Annotated in this window: 18 protein-coding genes and 1 riboswitch; of the genes, 2 read left to right on the forward strand and 16 right to left on the reverse strand. The window is 62.8% G+C overall.

Features of this window, described 5'->3' with window-relative positions:
* Positions 1 to 70: 70 nt before the first annotated feature.
* The 11 genes from FF80_RS05400 to FF80_RS20825 all read right to left on the reverse strand — a co-directional run bounded on the left by FF80_RS05400 (position 71) and on the right by FF80_RS20825 (position 8,347).
* A complete protein-coding gene (locus FF80_RS05400) occupies positions 71 to 679 on the reverse strand; it encodes an urea amidolyase associated protein UAAP2 (RefSeq protein WP_052153208.1) in 609 nt (202 codons plus the stop codon).
* 11 nt (positions 680 to 690) lie between these two features.
* The gene (locus FF80_RS05405; RefSeq protein WP_035098343.1) at positions 691 to 1,488 is read right to left on the reverse strand and encodes an urea amidolyase associated protein UAAP1; all 798 of its coding nucleotides are present in this window, start codon (positions 1,486 to 1,488) and stop codon (positions 691 to 693) included.
* Positions 1,485 to 2,312, reverse strand: a complete 828-nt coding sequence (locus FF80_RS05410; protein WP_035098346.1) for an ABC transporter ATP-binding protein — start codon at positions 2,310 to 2,312, stop codon at positions 1,485 to 1,487. The genes FF80_RS05405 and FF80_RS05410 overlap by 4 nt, the downstream gene beginning before the upstream one ends.
* Positions 2,312 to 3,127: an ABC transporter permease subunit gene (locus FF80_RS05415; RefSeq protein ID WP_035098348.1), complete on the reverse strand. Its 816-nt coding sequence runs from the start codon at positions 3,125 to 3,127 to the stop codon at positions 2,312 to 2,314. Before FF80_RS05415 ends, FF80_RS05410 begins: the two co-directional genes overlap by 1 nt.
* A gap of 47 nt (positions 3,128 to 3,174) precedes the next feature.
* Positions 3,175 to 4,248 (reverse strand): putative urea ABC transporter substrate-binding protein, encoded by a 1,074-nt coding sequence (locus FF80_RS05420; protein WP_035098351.1) that lies wholly within the window; start codon positions 4,246 to 4,248, stop codon positions 3,175 to 3,177.
* Positions 4,249 to 4,319: 71 nt separating this feature from the next.
* Positions 4,320 to 4,428: riboswitch (guanidine-I (ykkC/yxkD leader) on the reverse strand.
* A 172-nt stretch (positions 4,429 to 4,600) separates the two neighbouring features.
* Positions 4,601 to 5,047: a cytochrome c gene (locus tag FF80_RS05425; protein ID WP_035098353.1), complete on the reverse strand. Its 447-nt coding sequence runs from the start codon at positions 5,045 to 5,047 to the stop codon at positions 4,601 to 4,603.
* Entirely contained in the window at positions 5,044 to 5,487 is a 444-nt protein-coding gene (locus tag FF80_RS05430; RefSeq protein ID WP_052153209.1) for a cytochrome c, read from the reverse strand. Before FF80_RS05430 ends, FF80_RS05425 begins: the two co-directional genes overlap by 4 nt.
* Positions 5,480 to 6,019, reverse strand: coding sequence for a methylamine dehydrogenase light chain (locus FF80_RS05435; RefSeq protein ID WP_035098356.1), 540 nt, complete (start codon positions 6,017 to 6,019; stop codon positions 5,480 to 5,482). Before FF80_RS05435 ends, FF80_RS05430 begins: the two co-directional genes overlap by 8 nt.
* Positions 6,020 to 6,039: 20 nt before the next feature.
* Positions 6,040 to 6,639 carry a methylamine dehydrogenase accessory protein MauD gene (mauD, locus tag FF80_RS05440; protein ID WP_035098358.1) on the reverse strand — a complete coding sequence of 200 codons (600 nt, stop codon included), beginning with the start codon at positions 6,637 to 6,639 and terminating at the stop codon, positions 6,040 to 6,042.
* A gap of 23 nt (positions 6,640 to 6,662) precedes the next feature.
* Positions 6,663 to 7,193 (reverse strand): MauE/DoxX family redox-associated membrane protein, encoded by a 531-nt coding sequence (locus tag FF80_RS05445; RefSeq protein WP_052153210.1) that lies wholly within the window; start codon positions 7,191 to 7,193, stop codon positions 6,663 to 6,665.
* Entirely contained in the window at positions 7,193 to 8,347 is a 1,155-nt protein-coding gene (locus FF80_RS20825) for an amine dehydrogenase large subunit (protein ID WP_052153211.1), read from the reverse strand. Before FF80_RS20825 ends, FF80_RS05445 begins: the two co-directional genes overlap by 1 nt.
* A 157-nt stretch (positions 8,348 to 8,504) precedes the next feature.
* Between FF80_RS20825 and FF80_RS05455 the strand changes: the two genes are divergently transcribed.
* A complete protein-coding gene (locus tag FF80_RS05455) occupies positions 8,505 to 9,422 on the forward strand; it encodes a helix-turn-helix domain-containing protein (protein WP_035098361.1) in 918 nt (305 codons plus the stop codon).
* Positions 9,423 to 9,601: 179 nt separating this feature from the next.
* On the opposite strand, the gene FF80_RS05460 is transcribed toward FF80_RS05455, so the two are convergent.
* The 4 genes from FF80_RS05460 to FF80_RS05475 all read right to left on the reverse strand — a co-directional run bounded on the left by FF80_RS05460 (position 9,602) and on the right by FF80_RS05475 (position 13,926).
* The gene (locus FF80_RS05460) at positions 9,602 to 10,330 is read right to left on the reverse strand and encodes an ATP-binding cassette domain-containing protein (RefSeq protein WP_035098363.1); all 729 of its coding nucleotides are present in this window, start codon (positions 10,328 to 10,330) and stop codon (positions 9,602 to 9,604) included.
* The gene (locus tag FF80_RS05465; RefSeq protein WP_200877166.1) at positions 10,327 to 11,337 is read right to left on the reverse strand and encodes an ABC transporter permease; all 1,011 of its coding nucleotides are present in this window, start codon (positions 11,335 to 11,337) and stop codon (positions 10,327 to 10,329) included. Before FF80_RS05465 ends, FF80_RS05460 begins: the two co-directional genes overlap by 4 nt.
* Before the next feature lie 66 nt (positions 11,338 to 11,403).
* Entirely contained in the window at positions 11,404 to 12,360 is a 957-nt protein-coding gene (locus FF80_RS05470; protein ID WP_035098365.1) for a substrate-binding domain-containing protein, read from the reverse strand.
* Positions 12,361 to 12,474: 114 nt separating this feature from the next.
* Positions 12,475 to 13,926: an aldehyde dehydrogenase family protein gene (locus FF80_RS05475; RefSeq protein WP_081917283.1), complete on the reverse strand. Its 1,452-nt coding sequence runs from the start codon at positions 13,924 to 13,926 to the stop codon at positions 12,475 to 12,477.
* 209 nt (positions 13,927 to 14,135) lie between these two features.
* Between FF80_RS05475 and FF80_RS05480 the strand changes: the two genes are divergently transcribed.
* Positions 14,136 to 14,819 carry a GntR family transcriptional regulator gene (locus FF80_RS05480; protein ID WP_081917268.1) on the forward strand — a complete coding sequence of 228 codons (684 nt, stop codon included), beginning with the start codon at positions 14,136 to 14,138 and terminating at the stop codon, positions 14,817 to 14,819.
* Between the two features lie 30 nt (positions 14,820 to 14,849).
* On the opposite strand, the gene ugpC is transcribed toward FF80_RS05480, so the two are convergent.
* Complete coding sequence (gene ugpC / locus FF80_RS05485; protein WP_035098372.1) at positions 14,850 to 15,917, reverse strand: sn-glycerol-3-phosphate ABC transporter ATP-binding protein UgpC; 1,068 nt, start codon at positions 15,915 to 15,917, stop codon at positions 14,850 to 14,852.
* Between the last annotated feature and the right edge of the window lie 26 nt (positions 15,918 to 15,943).

Here is a 15,943-nt window from a genome sequence, read left to right on the forward strand (position 1 = left end):
GCGCAGCACCCCCACCCTCGGTCCCTCCCCTCGAGGGGGAGGGAGGCGATGGGGCCGAGGGACACGTTGGTCATTCCGCATCCCCCGAAATAACCACCTTGATCGGCGTCGGGTTAAACCCGTTGCAGGGGTTGTTCACTTGCGGGCAGTTGGAGATGACGCAGAGGACGTCCATTTCGGCACGCAGTTCGACATGGTCGCCGGGGGCGGAGAGGCCATCGACGATGGTCATCGCTCCGGAGGGGTCGATGGGCACGTTCATGAAGAAGTTGATATTGGGGACGATGTCGCGCTTGCTCATGCCGTGCCTGGTGACTTCGAGCAGGAAATTGTCGCGGCAGGCGTGGAGATATCTGGTGTCGTGGCCGAAGCGGACAGTATTGCTTTCGCAGGAGCAGGCGCCTGCAGAAGTGTCATGGCGGCCGCAGCTATCGGCCGTCACCACCAGCATGACATTGCCCTCATTGCTGATGATGCGCGTGCCGATGCCGACATAGGCGCTGCCCTGGACACGCAAAGTGTCTTGCCCGCTATAGCGCTCGGAGAAATCACTGGCCTTGTAGAACAGGGTATCGACGGCCTGCTGGCCTTCGCTGTCGATGATGCGGATGGTCTGGCCCTTGCGGACAATGCCAGACCAGGGCTTTTCGGCGGGGATGAAGTGTTCCTGAGTGCTCATCGATGTTCCCCTCAAACCAGCTGCATGGCGTTGTTTTCAAAGCCGCGCGCGGCTTCGGCGGTGGCGGTGCGGCAGAGATCGTCGACAAGCAGGGGCAGGCGGAAGCGGGTGATGGTCACCGGATTGGGTTCATAGGCGGGGTTGGGATCGAGCGGGTGCGGGCAATTGGAGAGGGCGATCACCAGGTCCATCTCGGCGCGCAACTCGACATAGTCGCCGGGCTGGCGCATGTCCTCGCGCCAGACGAAGGTGCCGCCGGCATTGACGCGGACGGGGGCGAAGAAGGTGAGCGCCGAGGGAATGTCGCGACGGTCCAGCCCCAGCTTGCCGGCGACGAGGACGAAATTGTCGCGCGTATTGCGGGTGTCGCCGGGATAGCGGGCATTGGAGGTGGCGTTAGAGCCACCGACCAGGCCGTCATGGGCGGAGGAAGCGGCCTCGGTGACCGAGAACATGACGCGGCCCATGTCTGAGAACAGCACACGGCCCTTGGCGATGGCGGTGGTCCATTGCACTTTGACCGTATCGGGCAGGTTGAGGCGCTCGCTGGTGTCGGCAAGGCTCCAGGCGATCATGGCCACGGTCGACGGGCCCTGCTCCTGAGAGATGCGGATGGTCTCGCCGGCTTTCAGATTAGTGGACCAATACCAGCCGCCGGGAATGGTTTCGGCGTGGATGGGATTGGCAATCGGTGTTGCCGGAATTGCGCTGGGGGCGGGCAAAGCCTTGGGGGCATTCTGTAGGCCCTTGCGCTGGTGTTCTTCATAGCGCGCGCGGTCGGCGGCGATCTGGTCGGGCGTACGGCTCATGGAGTGTCTCCTTGCGTTGGCGCCAGGTCGTCCTGGACAAGACCCAAGGGCATGACCGGGTCGTCCCGGTCGGGTGCGAAAATGGAGGGCTCGCCGGCAATGCGCGGCGGCCAGATATCGATGTCGCGGCTGAGCAGGGCGCCGTAGCGCTCCCGCTCCTCGGGGCGGTCGCGCGGGCGCTCGAAGGCGATGACGCGGGTGCCCAGGGTAAAGGCCTCGCGCATGTCATGGGTAACCATGACGACGGTCAGCTCGGTTTCGTGCCAGAGGCGCTTCATCAGCACATGGATTTCGGCACGGATGCCGGGATCAAGCGCACCGAACGGCTCGTCGAGCAGCAGCACTTTGGGCTTCATGATCAGCGCCTGGGCGAGGGCGAGGCGCTGTTGCATGCCGCCGGAGAGCTGGGCAGGATATTTGTCTTCGGAACCGGCCAGGCCCACATCGGCGATGAGCTGGCGGGCTTCCTCGATGGCACTGCGCTTGCTGGCGCCGAACAGGCGGGCGGCGATCTTGGAGCCGGTAAAGGCCTTGCCGAGCAGCACATTGCCAAGCACGGTGAGGTGTGGGAACACCGAATAGCGCTGGAAGACGACGCCGCGATCGGGGCCGGGCTCGGCCACCAGCGGGACGCCATCGAGGGTGATGGTTCCGCGCGTGGGCGCTTCCTCGCCCAGCAGCAGTTTGAGGAAAGTGGTCTTGCCGCACCCGGAAGGGCCGACCAGGGCGACGAAGGCGCGGGAGGCAATGGTCAGGCTGACCTTTTCCAGTACGATCTGGTCGCCATATTCCTTCCAGACATTGTCGAGAACGATAGTGCTCATCACTGCCGCTCCAGATTGGACCAGGGGAAGATGGCGATGCGCAGCCGATCGAGCGCAAAATTCATGATGATGGCAAGCAGCGTGATCCAGGCCACATAGGGGAAGATCACGTCCATCGACAGATACCGGCGGACGAGGAAGATGCGGTAGCCGAGCCCGGAATCGGCCGAGATGGCTTCGGCGGCGATGAGGAACAGCCAAGCGGGTCCCAGTTGCAGGCGCAGGCAGGTGAACAGCCGCGGCAGGACCTGCGGTAGCACCACGCGCAGGGCGATCTGCCAGGACGAGCCGCCCAGCGTTTCGGCCTTGATGATCTGCTCGCGTGGCAGCTCGACCACCTTGAGGGCGAGGTCGCGGATCATGGCCGGGGCGACGCCGATGACGATCAGCGAGATCTTGGCGGCTTCGCCCAGGCCCAGCACGATGAAGAGAATGGGCAATAGCGCCAGCGGTGGCACCATGGAGATTGTGGCGATGAACGGGGCCAGTAGCGCTCGGACATAGGGGAACATGCCCACGATCATTCCGAAGAGCAGGGCGATGGCGGTGGAGATGCCCAGCGCCCAGAGCAGGCGGGAGAGGCTGGCCGTGGTATCGGCCCACATCAGATATTCGCCGGTCCGCGTATCGGGCGTGAAAGCCATGCGGTTGATGGCGTCGGTGAGGCTTGCCAGCGCGGGCAGCAATTTGTCGCTGGGATTGTCGGCCAGCCGCGCCGCCGAGCCCATGCCATAGGCAATGACCAGCAGCACGAAGGGCGCGAGCATGAGCATCAACCGTACGGCCGGCCCGGGTTTGGTATTGATCCAACGCATGGTGTGGGCTCCGTCTGTGGGCCGGCCAGAGGCCGGCCCGTTCCGGTTCAGAGGGCGCCGTCGGCGGCCATGCTCATGTAGCTGGCGGTGAATCGCAGTTTCACATTGGCGGCGTCGCCCAGCACGGTACCGTCGGGCAGTTCGATGCCGATGACGTCAGCCGAGGGGGCGCCGGAGCCGAGTAGGCCCTTGTCGAACAGGAAGGTGCGGACGCGCTCCATGGTGGTGGCAAGCTCGGGCGCGGTGGTGAAGGCGACGGCCTCTGCTGGCGTGGGGAACAGCTTGGTGGCGGCGAGCTGGGCCTCGAAACCGGCTTGGTCGGTGCCCGAGGCAACGCCCATAGCCTGCCGTGCGGCGGCGCCTTCCGGCGTGTCGGCGCTCATGACAGCCATGGTGTCATACCAGATGCCGACCAGCGCCTTGCCGAAATCGGGATTGGCCGCGAGCACGTCGGTATTGGCGACCATCAGGTCGATGATTTCGCCGGGAATGTCGGCGCTGTTGAACACATTAGTGGCGTCAGGCAAAGCGAGGATTTCGGAAACCATGGGGTTCCAGGTGACCATGGCGGTAACGTCCGGCGTCTGGAAGGCGCCGACCATGTCGGGGTCGGAAGTGTTGACCACGTTGACGTCGCGTTCGCTCATTCCGGCGCTTTCAAGTGCCCGGGCGAGCAGGTAATGCGATACGGAGAATTCGACGAGATTGACCGGCTGCCCCTTGATGGCGGCCAGCTCGGTCTCGTCCTTGAGGATGACGGCGTCATTGCCGTTGGAGAAGTCGCCGATAATGACTGCGGTGGTGTCGACGCCGCCGGCAGCAGGAATGGAGAGGCCATCCATATTGGTGAGGGTCACCGCGTCATAGGCGCCGGCGGTGTATTGGTTCATCGACTCCACATAGTCGTTGAACTGGGTCACCTCGATAGTGATGCCGTATTTGTCGGCCCATTTCTGCACGATGCCATTGTCGGCGGCGTAGCCCCAGGGCATCCAGCCGACATAGATCGACCAGGCGACCTTGAAATCGGTCTTGGCTTGAGCGAGAGCGGGCAGCGTTGCGCCGAAACCCAGTGTCGAAGCCAGCAATGCCGTAACGAGAAATTTGGACAGTTTCGTCATGTCAGATCCCCTTTGCGTAGTCACAAAAAGGGATCGGCAGAAACCATCGAGCCAATCCCTTGGCTTACGAGGTCTCCCGGGCTTTTGTCCCGCCGTGTCCGGCACGATTGCTCCCGTGCCGGCGGGTGGCTCTCGGACCAGACACGTCACCACGACGCCGGAACCCTAGCACCCAACTCGCCAGACATGATGCAAGGCACGTGCCAAGTGTTTCTGGCCTGATATTGGGGGATTCTGAGCCGGTTCTGCTGGTCTGGCGGCTAGAACATCGGCTTGCTGCACACCGATTGGGCAGGTGGTGTGCGGTCGGCGATATTCTTGGCAATAGTGTCGGCCCGCAACAATTGTCCTGCTAAGGCCAGGGATAGCCAGCCGTAGCAATGCCTTGTTGGGTGAGGGTTTCGACCAGTTTGCGCCTATAGGAGACGACGTCGCCAATGGACTTCGTGCGCAGCGTACTGACCTCGACCCCCGTGAAGGGCACGAAATCAGCAGGCACGGATGCGCCGCCCCAATTGTCCATGATGTAGTTGAGCACTGCCGCGATTTCGTTATCGGACAGGCTGGCGCCGATCACGCCGGGCACATGCATCAGATAGGTACGGCCGGTTTCATCGCGGGTAAAGGCGCCCACCAGGTTGCGAAAATCGGGGATGCCGCCCACCGGATGGCCCGATCCATCCATGGCATGGCACCCCGCGCAACGCAGGACGTAATTGGCATGGGGCGAGCGCTCCTGCCCGGCTGCGGGCGTCGCCGCCAGCAAGCCGAGCAAGGCAAGGGCGCGCAGAGATTTCATTGGCTACCCTTGCGCATCGCCCGCAATTCAGCGTGGCTGGGCACTGCCGCGCGTAGTTCGGCGACCAGCGCGGCATCGACCGAAGGCGGCAGGCCATTGATATCGGCCAGCAGATAATTGGCGATGGCGACGATTTCCTCATCGCCCAGCCAATTATGCGTCGGCATGGCAAGACCCACATAGGTCTGCCCGGCGGCTTCGATCTTGCCGGTGAGCCCGCTCAGGATCACCCCGGTCAGATAGCGCCCGCTTTGATCGCCCAGGGTCTGCCACAATGCCGCGTCGTTGAGCGGTGGCGCCAGCCCGGGCGAGCCGCTGCCATCGGCCATGTGGCAGGCGCCGCAGGTGTCGGCGAAGGCTGTCTGCCCCGCCGCATCCTGCCCATGGGCAGGCGCGGCGAGCAGTACAAGCGCCAGCGTCGCGACTAGGCCTTTACGCATCGGCAAGTCCGACCAGCACGGCTACCGTGCAGTGATAGCCCTTGGAATCATTGGCCATGCACCAGTTGATGTCGTTGTAGAGACCCATGCGATAGCCGGGGCGCTCGCCTTCGGAGGTGAAGCAGAACGAGCCGGCGCAGGTCGCCTTGCCGCAGCAATCATTGTAGGAGACGAGATAGTCCTTCTCGTCATTGGGATTGCGGCAGGTGCCCACCCAGGAGACCTTGGACGCTTCCGAGCCCGGCGGGCATTGGTTGAGCGTGCCGCCGCACTCGTTGCAGAGATTGCCGTCCAGCGCACAGTAGCGCCAGTAATCGCAGGAGGTCTGGTCGCCGTCGGGAGAGGCGCCCTCTTGCGCAAAGGCTTGGCCGAAATTGCGATCGAAGGGCAGCATGGGCAAGAGGCTTCCCCCCAGCATGGCGGCGCCCGCCTTGGTCAGAAAGCTCCGCCGGCCAGTGCCCTGGGCGATGCGGCGGCTGCTCTTTTCGGCACCCCGGTCGAGCCATTCAAAGATAGTGTCGATCATTGCCATTGAAGGTACTCCTTAGGGGCTCAGCTATTGGCGGGGGCAGGGCTGTCGAGAAAGCTCTGGATCGAGTCGACGCCCATTTCCTTGGCGTTGAACAGGCTTTCCAACTGCTCGCGATTGTTGACCAGGCCCTTGGCGCGGATGATGCCGCGATTGTCGAGCAGTACGGCAAAGGGCAGGCGGGAGACGCGATAGGACACGCCCAGATCGCTCGACACCACATAGGGGAAGCTGGCAAGATCCGCCGTTTCGATGAAGCGCTGATGCTTGGCCACGTCGCCATCGCTGGCCAGCACCACGTCGAGCCACTTGTCTTCCGCCTGTCGCACCGAGCGCAGGATGGGCAGGAGCTTCTTGCAGACCGGGCAGGTAGGCGAGAGGAAGAACACCAGCGTCGAACGGTCGGGCCGCGGACCGATCGCCACAGTGCCGCCCGTCAGGCTGGGCAGGCTGAACAGCGGGGTCATATCGCCGATGCGCGGACCGGCGTCATTGACCAGCGCGCCCATGGGCGAGACGCGTTCATAGAGCACGCCAATCTGGCGGGCCATGGCGAACAGCGCGACGATAAGGCAGAGCACGACGACCCAGAGGACGCCAACTGCGAGGATGAGTGCATTCATTTCCATTGTCCTTTTCTCGCGCTTCAGCGCCGCAGCCGCATGACGGCGGTGGTGGCCATGATCTGTTCGATCAGCAGATAGCCCACCCACAGGATAAAGCCGCTGACCAGCGCGGCCGCTGCCTCGCTGAGCGAGAGTGCATAGGGTGAGCCGACGAGGCACAGTGCGGCAATGGCGGCGAGCACGCCATTGCGTCCCACCAATTGCCAGCCCAGTGGCTGCACCGCGCCGCCACAGCCGCATTCGATGCGGTCCCGGCCCCGATTGATGTTGATGCCCATGCCGGCCGCATAGAGCCCGAGCAGGGCAATGGCGAGCAGGGCGCCAGCCACATTGCCGCCCGGCGTGAGCAGCACGACGACCACCAGGACCTCGAGGCCCACCAGCGCCATCGCGACAAGGTTTACCCGGCCAGCGGGCATCAGGTCATAGTCGGCAACGAAGCCGGTGAACGCGGTGAAGTCGGAGAGCTTGTGCCAGGCCGCCCGGGCGAACAGCAGGGCGATGAACGCCGTTGCTGTCGCCGCGACCAGGCTTGTCCACGCCGCCTCCATCACGGACCTGCCACGACAACGGTGGCAAAGCCGGTACCATCGCCCGAACCGGTTTCCTTGAGCGCAAACCTGGCATCCGGATCAACGGCATAGCGCACGACTGTGCCCTCTTCCTCGTTGAGGCCGAACAGCACCGGTGTTTCCCCATCGGTGACCTTGATCGAGATCAGGCCGTGTGCCGGAGATTGATAGAGCGCCTTGCGACCCGCCACGTCATAGGCCCAGATTTCCTCGGACGCATTCTTGTGGCTGCCATCATAGGCTTCGGCATGCATGGTCACGAACAGCACGCCATTGGCATCGTTGTAGCTAAGCAGATTGTAGCCGCCCGGCGCCCAGCCTTCCGGCTGGCCCTCGGTGATTGAGAACTTGTCGGTCGAGGTGATGGTGCCGGTCGTATCCGACAGCAGATAAACATTGCCGTTATACGAGATGAAGGCCAAGTCGCTGCCGATGCGGTCGGACGCGATAAAGATCGGGTCGGTATCGGCGTCGAAGATTTTCTCGCTGATGGTCTTTTCGGCCGCGGCGCCATCGGTGCCAACATCAAAGCTGGCAAAGGTGCCGTCACCGCAGATGGACGAGAAGCTGTGGCCCTCGAGCGAGGGGTAAATGCCCCAGCAACCCGGCGTCGCCACTTCCTGCACCACGCTGCCGGCCGCCACATCCACCACGGTCACCGAGGTCGCCGGCGTCGCATTCTGAACATAGACGAACTTGCCATCGGCGCTTTGCGCGAGCAGGGGTTCATACGCCGCCACCATGGCGGCCTTGCCAGGCAGCAGGATTTCCTTGGTGATCGAGAGCGTGTTCACGTCGTAGACGTTGAGCACCTGTTCGATCGGGCCATAGGTATAGCGCTTCATGAAAGTCGATTGCGCATAGGCCGTCTTGCCATCGGGCGCGACCAGCAGCTGGATGATGCCGCCAGCGGTCATATTGCCTTTGTTGGTCAGGTCATCGGCCGAGTAGACCTCGATCGAGCTGGCGCCGCCCCATTCCTGCTTACCCACGAAAATATTGGGCCCCGGCTCGATGGCTTCCTTCACCGAGAACGTCTCGGGGACGAATTCGGCCTCCTGCGCCATCAAGGGAAAGGTCAGCATGGTGGCGCAGCACAGCGCGCTGGCGGCAAGCAGCTTGGGTTTGATCATGCCATGGGTCTCCAATCGTCGGAGGCCAGACTAGGAAGACGTCATGTCCCCGGCTATCCACTCCAAGTCGATTGAATGACTAATTTATAGGCAATTGCACTGGTTGCTCAGTCTATGCGCGCCTGCTACGGATAGTGCGCAGCCTATAGCGATCATCATGACCAAAGCCTTCGCCGCTGAATTTTTCGACGCCACCGAACAGGAAACCGCCTTGCCCGGCTGGGAGCAGCGCTTCGTGCAACTGGCGTCGAAGCGCTATCATGGGCGGGTCGATTATCTGGTGATGCCGGGCATTTCGGTGATGCGCGAACGCGTCAACACTACCATCGCCCAAACCATCATGACGCCCAGGGACAGCGTCACCTTCGCCTTCACCGTCAACGACGATGCGCATTGGCAGATCAATGCGATGCCCCTGCGTGGTGTCACCTGCAGCGTCATCACTGGCGGGCTGGAATGGGTCGCCGTTTGCCCAGGCGGCTATGACATTGTGCTCGTCACCATGCGCGCTGACCAGCTCGGCTGGGAGGTGCAGCCCGGTTTCAATGTTCTATCGGGCCCTGCGATGAAGGCGTGCCTGCATTGGCTGCTCGGTCTGTTGCCCAATGCGGCAGGACCGGCGGCATCGGCCGGCGAATTGACCGAACTACTGCCCGAAATCCTTATCGAGCAACTCGCCGGTCTCTACTTCAACTCCACCCAACTGGCATGGCCCGGACCCGGCACCAGCCCGGATTATTCCGCCTTCAGGCGCCTGCAAGGCTGCATGTGCGGGGAAGGGGATGTGCCCCTGTCGATTACCGCGCTCGCCGCCGCCACCGGCATGACGCACCAATCGCTACACGAGACGGTGCGTAACACCTTGGGCATCAACGCCAGTGTGTGGCTCAAGCAATTGCGCCTCGACGGCGCCCGCCGCGATCTGCTGCAGGCCGGGCGCACCGGCCGCACTGTTTCGGAAATCGCCCTGCAATGGCGATTCTGGCATCTGGGCCGCTTCGCCAAATATTACAGCGCCCAATTCCACGAGACGCCGTCGGAGACATTGCGGGGCACAAGGATGGTGCGAGCCTAGGCGCTTGAGATGTTTCCGGTGCCGCCATCCAGCCCAGCCACAGCGCCGGCGCGAGCCTCCTCGCCGACGGTTCGACCTATTTCGACGACGAAGTCCTTGGTTTCATCAACGATGAGGCCGCCGGAAGAAATCCGGCGCCTCAAGGCGGCATCCCGTAACAAGGCCAAATAGCCCCCGCATTAGGTCAGCACCACGTGCTGGGTCAGCTCCTCAATCGTGGTGTCGGCCTTGGCCACGTCGAACACCTTGGTGCCGTGGCTCATGATCACGAAGCGGTCGCAGACCTGATAGGCGTGATAGAGATTATGCGTGACCAGAACGCTCGACACCCCCTGCGCCTTGAGCTTGAGCACCTGATGCAGTAACGCCTCGGTCTCGCGCACCGAAAGCGCCGAAGTCGGCTCATCGAGCAGCAGCACCCGGCGCTTGAAGAACACGGCGCGCGCAATGGCGACGGCCTGTTTCTGCCCTCCGGAGAGATCGCCGACCAGCTTGTCGGGGCTCTCGATACCCGAAATATGCACCGCGCTTTCCAGCACCTGCATGGCGATGTCGCGCATCTGCTTGAGATCGAGGAAGCCGAAGCGGGTGGTCAGCTCGCGGCCCAGGAAGATATTGCGCGAAATCGAGAGGCAATCGACCAGCGCGGTATTCTGGTAGATGGTCTCGATACCCGCTTCGGCACTGTCGCGGCGGCAGGTGAAGTCGTGCCGCTGGCCATCGACCGAGATATAGCCGGAATTGGGCCGGTGAATCCCCGAGAGCAGGTTGACCGTGGTCGACTTGCCCGCGCCATTGTCGCCGAGCAGGCCCACCACTTCGCTGTGGCCGACTTCGAAGCTGAGATCGGTGAGGGCTTTGAGCGGCCCGAAGGTCTTGTTGATATTGTGCAGGGCCAAGAGACTCATGCGGCGGCTCCTCGGCGATCGAGCCCGTGATTGAAAATCGAGGCCACCACGATCAGCGTGGCGATGAACATGTCGAGATAGAAGCCGGGCGCCCGCATCAGCAGCAGCACGTCGGTAATGGTGAAAATCAGCATCACGCCCAGAAACACCCCCAGGATCGAGCCGCGCCCGCCGCGCAGGGAGAGCCCGCCGATGACGCAGGCTGCAATAGCCTGCAGCTCGAGCCCGGCGCCCTGACCCGGCTGCACGGAGCCGACGCGCGTGGTAGCGAGGATGCCGGCAAAAGCCGCCATGAAACCGGCAATGGCAAAGGCCATCAGCTTGATGGCATTGGTATTGACCCCGATAGCGGTCGCGGCCGAACGATTGCCGCCGGTGGCAAAGACATGGTTGCCGAAGCGGTGCCGGTGCAGCATGGCCCAGAAGACGAGGCATAGGCCGACAAACCAGATAAAGGCGGCGTTGATGCCGAGCAGCGTGCCGGAAAACAGCGCGTTGAACACCGGGTTGGGATCAAAGCGCACCTGCACAGCGCCATTGAGCAGCAGCACCGCGCCGCGCCAGAACAGCAGGCCGCCCAGCGTCACGATGAAGCTGGGCAGGTTGAAGCGCAGCGTCAGCGCGCCATTGAGCAGGCCGATGGCAGCGCCGATAAGCAGGCCCGCGGGCGCCGCAAGAAAGGCATCGACGCCATTGCCGACCAGCATGGCCATGACGATGGCGGTAAAGGTGTAAACCGAGCCGATCGACAGATCGAATTCCCCGGCAATCATCAGCACGCCCGCGCCGAGCGCCAGGCAGCCCAGCACTGGCACCGAGCGCATCATGATGCCCATATTGGCCGATGAGAGGTAGCGGAAGTCGTCGGGAAACAGCAGCCCGGCGGCGATGCAGCCGATTTGCACGGCGACAAAGACCAGCAGGATGGCGCCTGCCGGCATGGTCAGCAGCGCATGCAGGTTCTGGGCAGTCGTTCGCCTGGGCCAGGCGGCACGATGATCGATCATCTCGGTCACGGTCATATCCGGTTGTGAAAAAGGAGAGGCCCCAGCCCGAAAGCCGGGGCCGGCCGATCAGCGATAGGTGCCGATAAAGGGCTTCACGACGCCGATGCGTTCCTGATTGAGGAAGGCACCCTGGCCGGTATCGACATCGGTCGGGGTCAGCCCATACCGGGCGGCCATGGCGATCTGGGCGATCGGATAATAGCCCTGCAGATAAGGCTGCTGGTCCATGGTGGCGAACATGGCCCCGGATTCCACCGCATCAACGATTTCGACCGCCAGATCAAAGCCGCCGAACGGCACGTCGACACCGGCATCCCTAATGGCGCCGGCGCCAACGGTGGAGGTGACCGAGCCGGTGCCGAACACCGCCTTGATGTCCGGATTGGCGATCAACGCCTGGGCCATGATGTTCTGCGCCTCGGCCGGATCGAGGCCGGCGCGCACGGTTTCCACCGTGATGCCATGCTCGCTCATGGCCTTTTCGATGCCGCCGCCACGGGCCACCGCAAAGCTGGCCTCGGGAATTTCGCGCGGATTGAACACCACGTCGCCTTCCTTGAGATCGAAGGCCTCGATCATGCGATTGCCCAGTTCATATCCCGAGGCAAACTCATCCATGCCGACATAGGCCTGGCGGCAATTGCCATCGGCGCCCTCTAGGTCGTCATTGTTGAAGCCGATGACCACGATACCGGCTTCGACGGCGGCGCAGATGCTGTCATCAAAGGCGTCAGAGCTCGAGATGGCGACAGCGATGCCATCAACGCCGGTGGCCACCGCGCTCTCGATCAGGTCGTTCTGGCGGACCGGGTCGTTATTGGCATATTGCACGTCCAGATCGACATTGAAGGCGGCAGCCGCGTCTTGCGCGCCCTTCACCACCGGATTGAAGAACTGCACGCTGGGATCGAGATAGATGATCATGGTTGCCTTGACCGGATCATCCTGAGCCGCGGCGCCATTGATAGTGGCGAACAGGGCGCAGCCGGCTAGCAAAGCGGCTTTCGACTTGGTCAAATTCATCGCTTAATCCTCCCTTGGATATGTGACGGGTCCTCCTCAGGTCCCGTTCCGGACGGCGCGTTCCGACCAAGATTGCGCCGCCCGAATGCGTGTCTGCCCCGCTTCAGCTCTTCCTCAATGCTGGAACCAGGGTTGGCCCCGCCCAAGTGTCATGTGCAGACCTTTGAATTGGGAATATTCGTCAAAACCGAAGCGCCCGAGTTCACGCCCGGTGCCGCTTTTCTTGTAGCCGCCGATGGGCAGCTCGGGCGTGCCGTCGATCACCGAATTGATCCAGCACCGTCCCGCCCGCAGCTTGCGCGTGGTCTGAATGGCGTTTTCGAGGTCGCGCGACCAGACGCTGGCCGAGAGGCCAAATGGGGTGCCATTGGCGAGAGCGACAGCTTCCTCGGGCGTGTCGAAACCAATGGTGGCGAGGACCGGTCCGAAGATTTCCTCCTGGGCGATAGCCATGTCGGGGCGCACCTTGTCGAAAACCGTCGGTGCAAAAAAGTTGCCCGATTTGGCATCGACCATGTCGCCGCCCAGCAGCAATTCGGCGCCTTCGTTGACGCCGGCGGCCACGTAGCTGGCCACCTTTTCGAGGTGGTTGCGGCTGACCATGGCGCCGAAGCGCGTGCCGGCGCCAAGCGGATCGCCAAAGGGCAGCTTGCGCGAGAGTTCGAGCACCCGCTCAAGCAATGGCTGGCGGACTGAATTCTCAACGATCAGCCGGCTGCCGGAAATGCAGCACTGCCCGGCATTGTGATAAACACCATAGGCAATACCATCGGCCGCAGCGTCCAGATCGGCATCGGCAAAGACGATCTGCGGCCCCTTGCCGCCTAGTTCGAGGCCCACCCGCTTGACGCCCGCCGCCGCCAGACCGGCGAGTGTGGTGCCGACACGAACCGAGCCGGTAAAGGCCAATACGTCGACCCGCGGATCTTCGGCCAGCACTTGCCCCACGGCAGGGCCATACCCGGTGATGACGTTGAACACGCCGGCCGGCAGGCCCGCCTCAATAGCCAGCTCGGCGAGACGGATAGTGGTGCCGGAGGTGAATTCGCTCGGCTTGACCACGACGGTGCAACCCGCGCCCAGCGCCCACGGCACACGTTCGGAGACGATGATGAAGGGGAAATTCCACGGCGTGATGATGCCGACCACGCCCGCCGGCTCCCGCAACACCAGGCCAAGACGGGATGCGCCAATGGCATTGTGGGTGGAGCCCTCGAGACCGCGCGACTGACCGGCGGCATAATTCCACAGGTCAGCGCAATAGCCGATCTCGCCCTTGGCCTGTTCCAGTGGCTTGCCGGTTTCAAGGCATTCGATCAGGCCCAGTTCATCGACATGTTCGAGGATTTTGGAGGCAACAGCATGCAGAATTGTCGAGCGCTCCGCGCCGCTCATCCGCGGCCAGGCACCAGTGTCGAAGGCCCGCCGCGCCGCAGTGATGGCAAGTTCGGCGTCGGCCGCGCCGCCCGCCGGCCATTCGCCGACGACCTTGCCGCGATGGCCGGGGCTTTCGCGGGTGATGGTTTCGCCCAACTGCGCGTCGACCGACCGGCCATCGATCAGCATGCGATAGGCGCGTTTACTCGCCAGCCGCGGATCACTAAGGTTCGGCGCGACGAAATTGTCCTGAAAGCGTGACTGCATGGATATCGCCATGGCGGGCTGAACCCCACCTCCTCGAATATATTCGGACGTTTCTATACGTCCTGTATGGAATTGTATGGTACCGTATGGCGCATTGACATGAGCTGTCAATGGCGTGGGCGAGATGTAATATGACTCTTGAAATGCAGGTGGCTGAGAGCGGTGAAAGTGCCGCCGCCTCGATCGAAAAAGATCTGCGGCGCGCCATCATCGAGCTGGAATTGTTGCCGGGATCGCGTCTCAGCGAACAGGATATTGCCACCCGCCTCGGCGTGTCGCGACAGCCGGTGCGCGAGGCGCTGATCCGCCTGGCCAATTCACGGTTGATCGAAATCCGCCCGCATCGCGGCACGGTCGTGGCGCGCATCTCGGCCAAGGAGATGACCGAGGCGCTGTTCGTCCGGCAGGCGGTGGAACTCGCCGTGGTCGCCAAGGCGGCACAGAGCTTTGACGCCTGGCAGCGCAAGCGCATCGCCAGCCTGTTGATCAAGCAGGAAGAAGCGGCGGCCAAGCTCGACCATGCCGGCTTCCGCGAGCATGACGAGGCGTTTCATTTCGCCATCGCCCAGGGGGCCGGAGTCGGCATCGCCTGGATCGCCATTGCGGACATGAAGACGCACATGGACCGGGTCTGCAACATGACGCTACAGAGCCAGGCCGACATGGCGCGCCGCGTGCGCGAACATCAGGAGATCATGGCCGCCATTGATCGACACGACGTCGAAGGCGCCCAACGCGCCATGGCCCAACACCTGGGCAGCATCCTAGATGACCTGCCGGACCTGGAAACCAAACACGCCAGCCTCTTCATCTAGCTGAGGCGGCGACCGGCTTGGGGTATCCGGCTATTCCACCGCGCCTAAACGCTGGCCCTCTGCATCGAAGTAATGGGCGCCACTGGCATTGATGGTGAGGGTTACATCCTCGCCATTGCGGGTTTTGGCGTCGCCGGCGCCTTGCACCAGCACAGTTTGCTCATTGGCGAGGCGGACATAAATGAAGACCTCGCTGCCCAGATATTCCACCAGGGTCACCTTGCCGGGAACGGTCAGATCGCCTGATGTACCCAGGCTGAGTTGTTCAGGGCGGATGCCGATGCTGATGGGGCCATTGGCAGTGATGCCTTGGGGCAGGGCGAGGCTGCCCAGGCCCGCAATGTCGGCCTTGCCGCCTGCGGCCTGGGCGTCGAGCATGTTCATCTTGGGTGAACCGATGAAGGTCGCGACGAATTTATTGCGCGGGAAATTATACAGCTCGTAGGGCGTGCCGACCTGCTCGATACGGCCCTTGTTGAGCACGACGATACGGGTGGCCATGGTCATGGCCTCGGTCTGGTCATGCGTCACATAGATCATGGTGGTGCCCAGCCGCTGATAGAGGCCGGCCAGCTCGACCCGCATCTGCACGCGCAATTCGGCATCGAGATTGGATAGGGGCTCGTCGAACAGGAACAGCTGCGGTTCGCGCACGATTGCGCGGCCGATGGCGACGCGCTGTTTTTGTCCGCCGGAGAGCTGGCGCGGCTTGCGCTCCATCAGTGGTTCGATCTGCAGAATACGGGCTGCGTCGGCGACGCGGCGCTCGATTTCGGGCCTGGGCATTTTGAGATTGGATAGACCAAAGGCCAGGTTCTTGCGCACGCTCATATGGGGATAGAGTGCGTAGGACTGGAACACCATGGAGAGGTTCCGCTGGGAGGCGGGCAGGTCGTTGACGATTTTGTCGCCGATGGCGATGACGCCGTCATTGATGTCTTCGAGCCCGGCAATCATGCGCAGCAGGGTGGATTTGCCACAGCCGGAGGGGCCGACCAGCACGAGGAATTCGCCTGACTGAACTTCGAGGTCGAGGCCATGGATGATGGGCACATTGCCATAGGATTTCTTGACGTCGCTGAGGGTGACAGAGGCCATTGGTTTGGTCCTTGATGGGTATGCGA

It is taken from the genome of Devosia sp. LC5, assembly GCF_000735585.1.
In the GTDB taxonomy this organism is placed as follows: Bacteria; Pseudomonadota; Alphaproteobacteria; order Rhizobiales; family Devosiaceae; genus Devosia.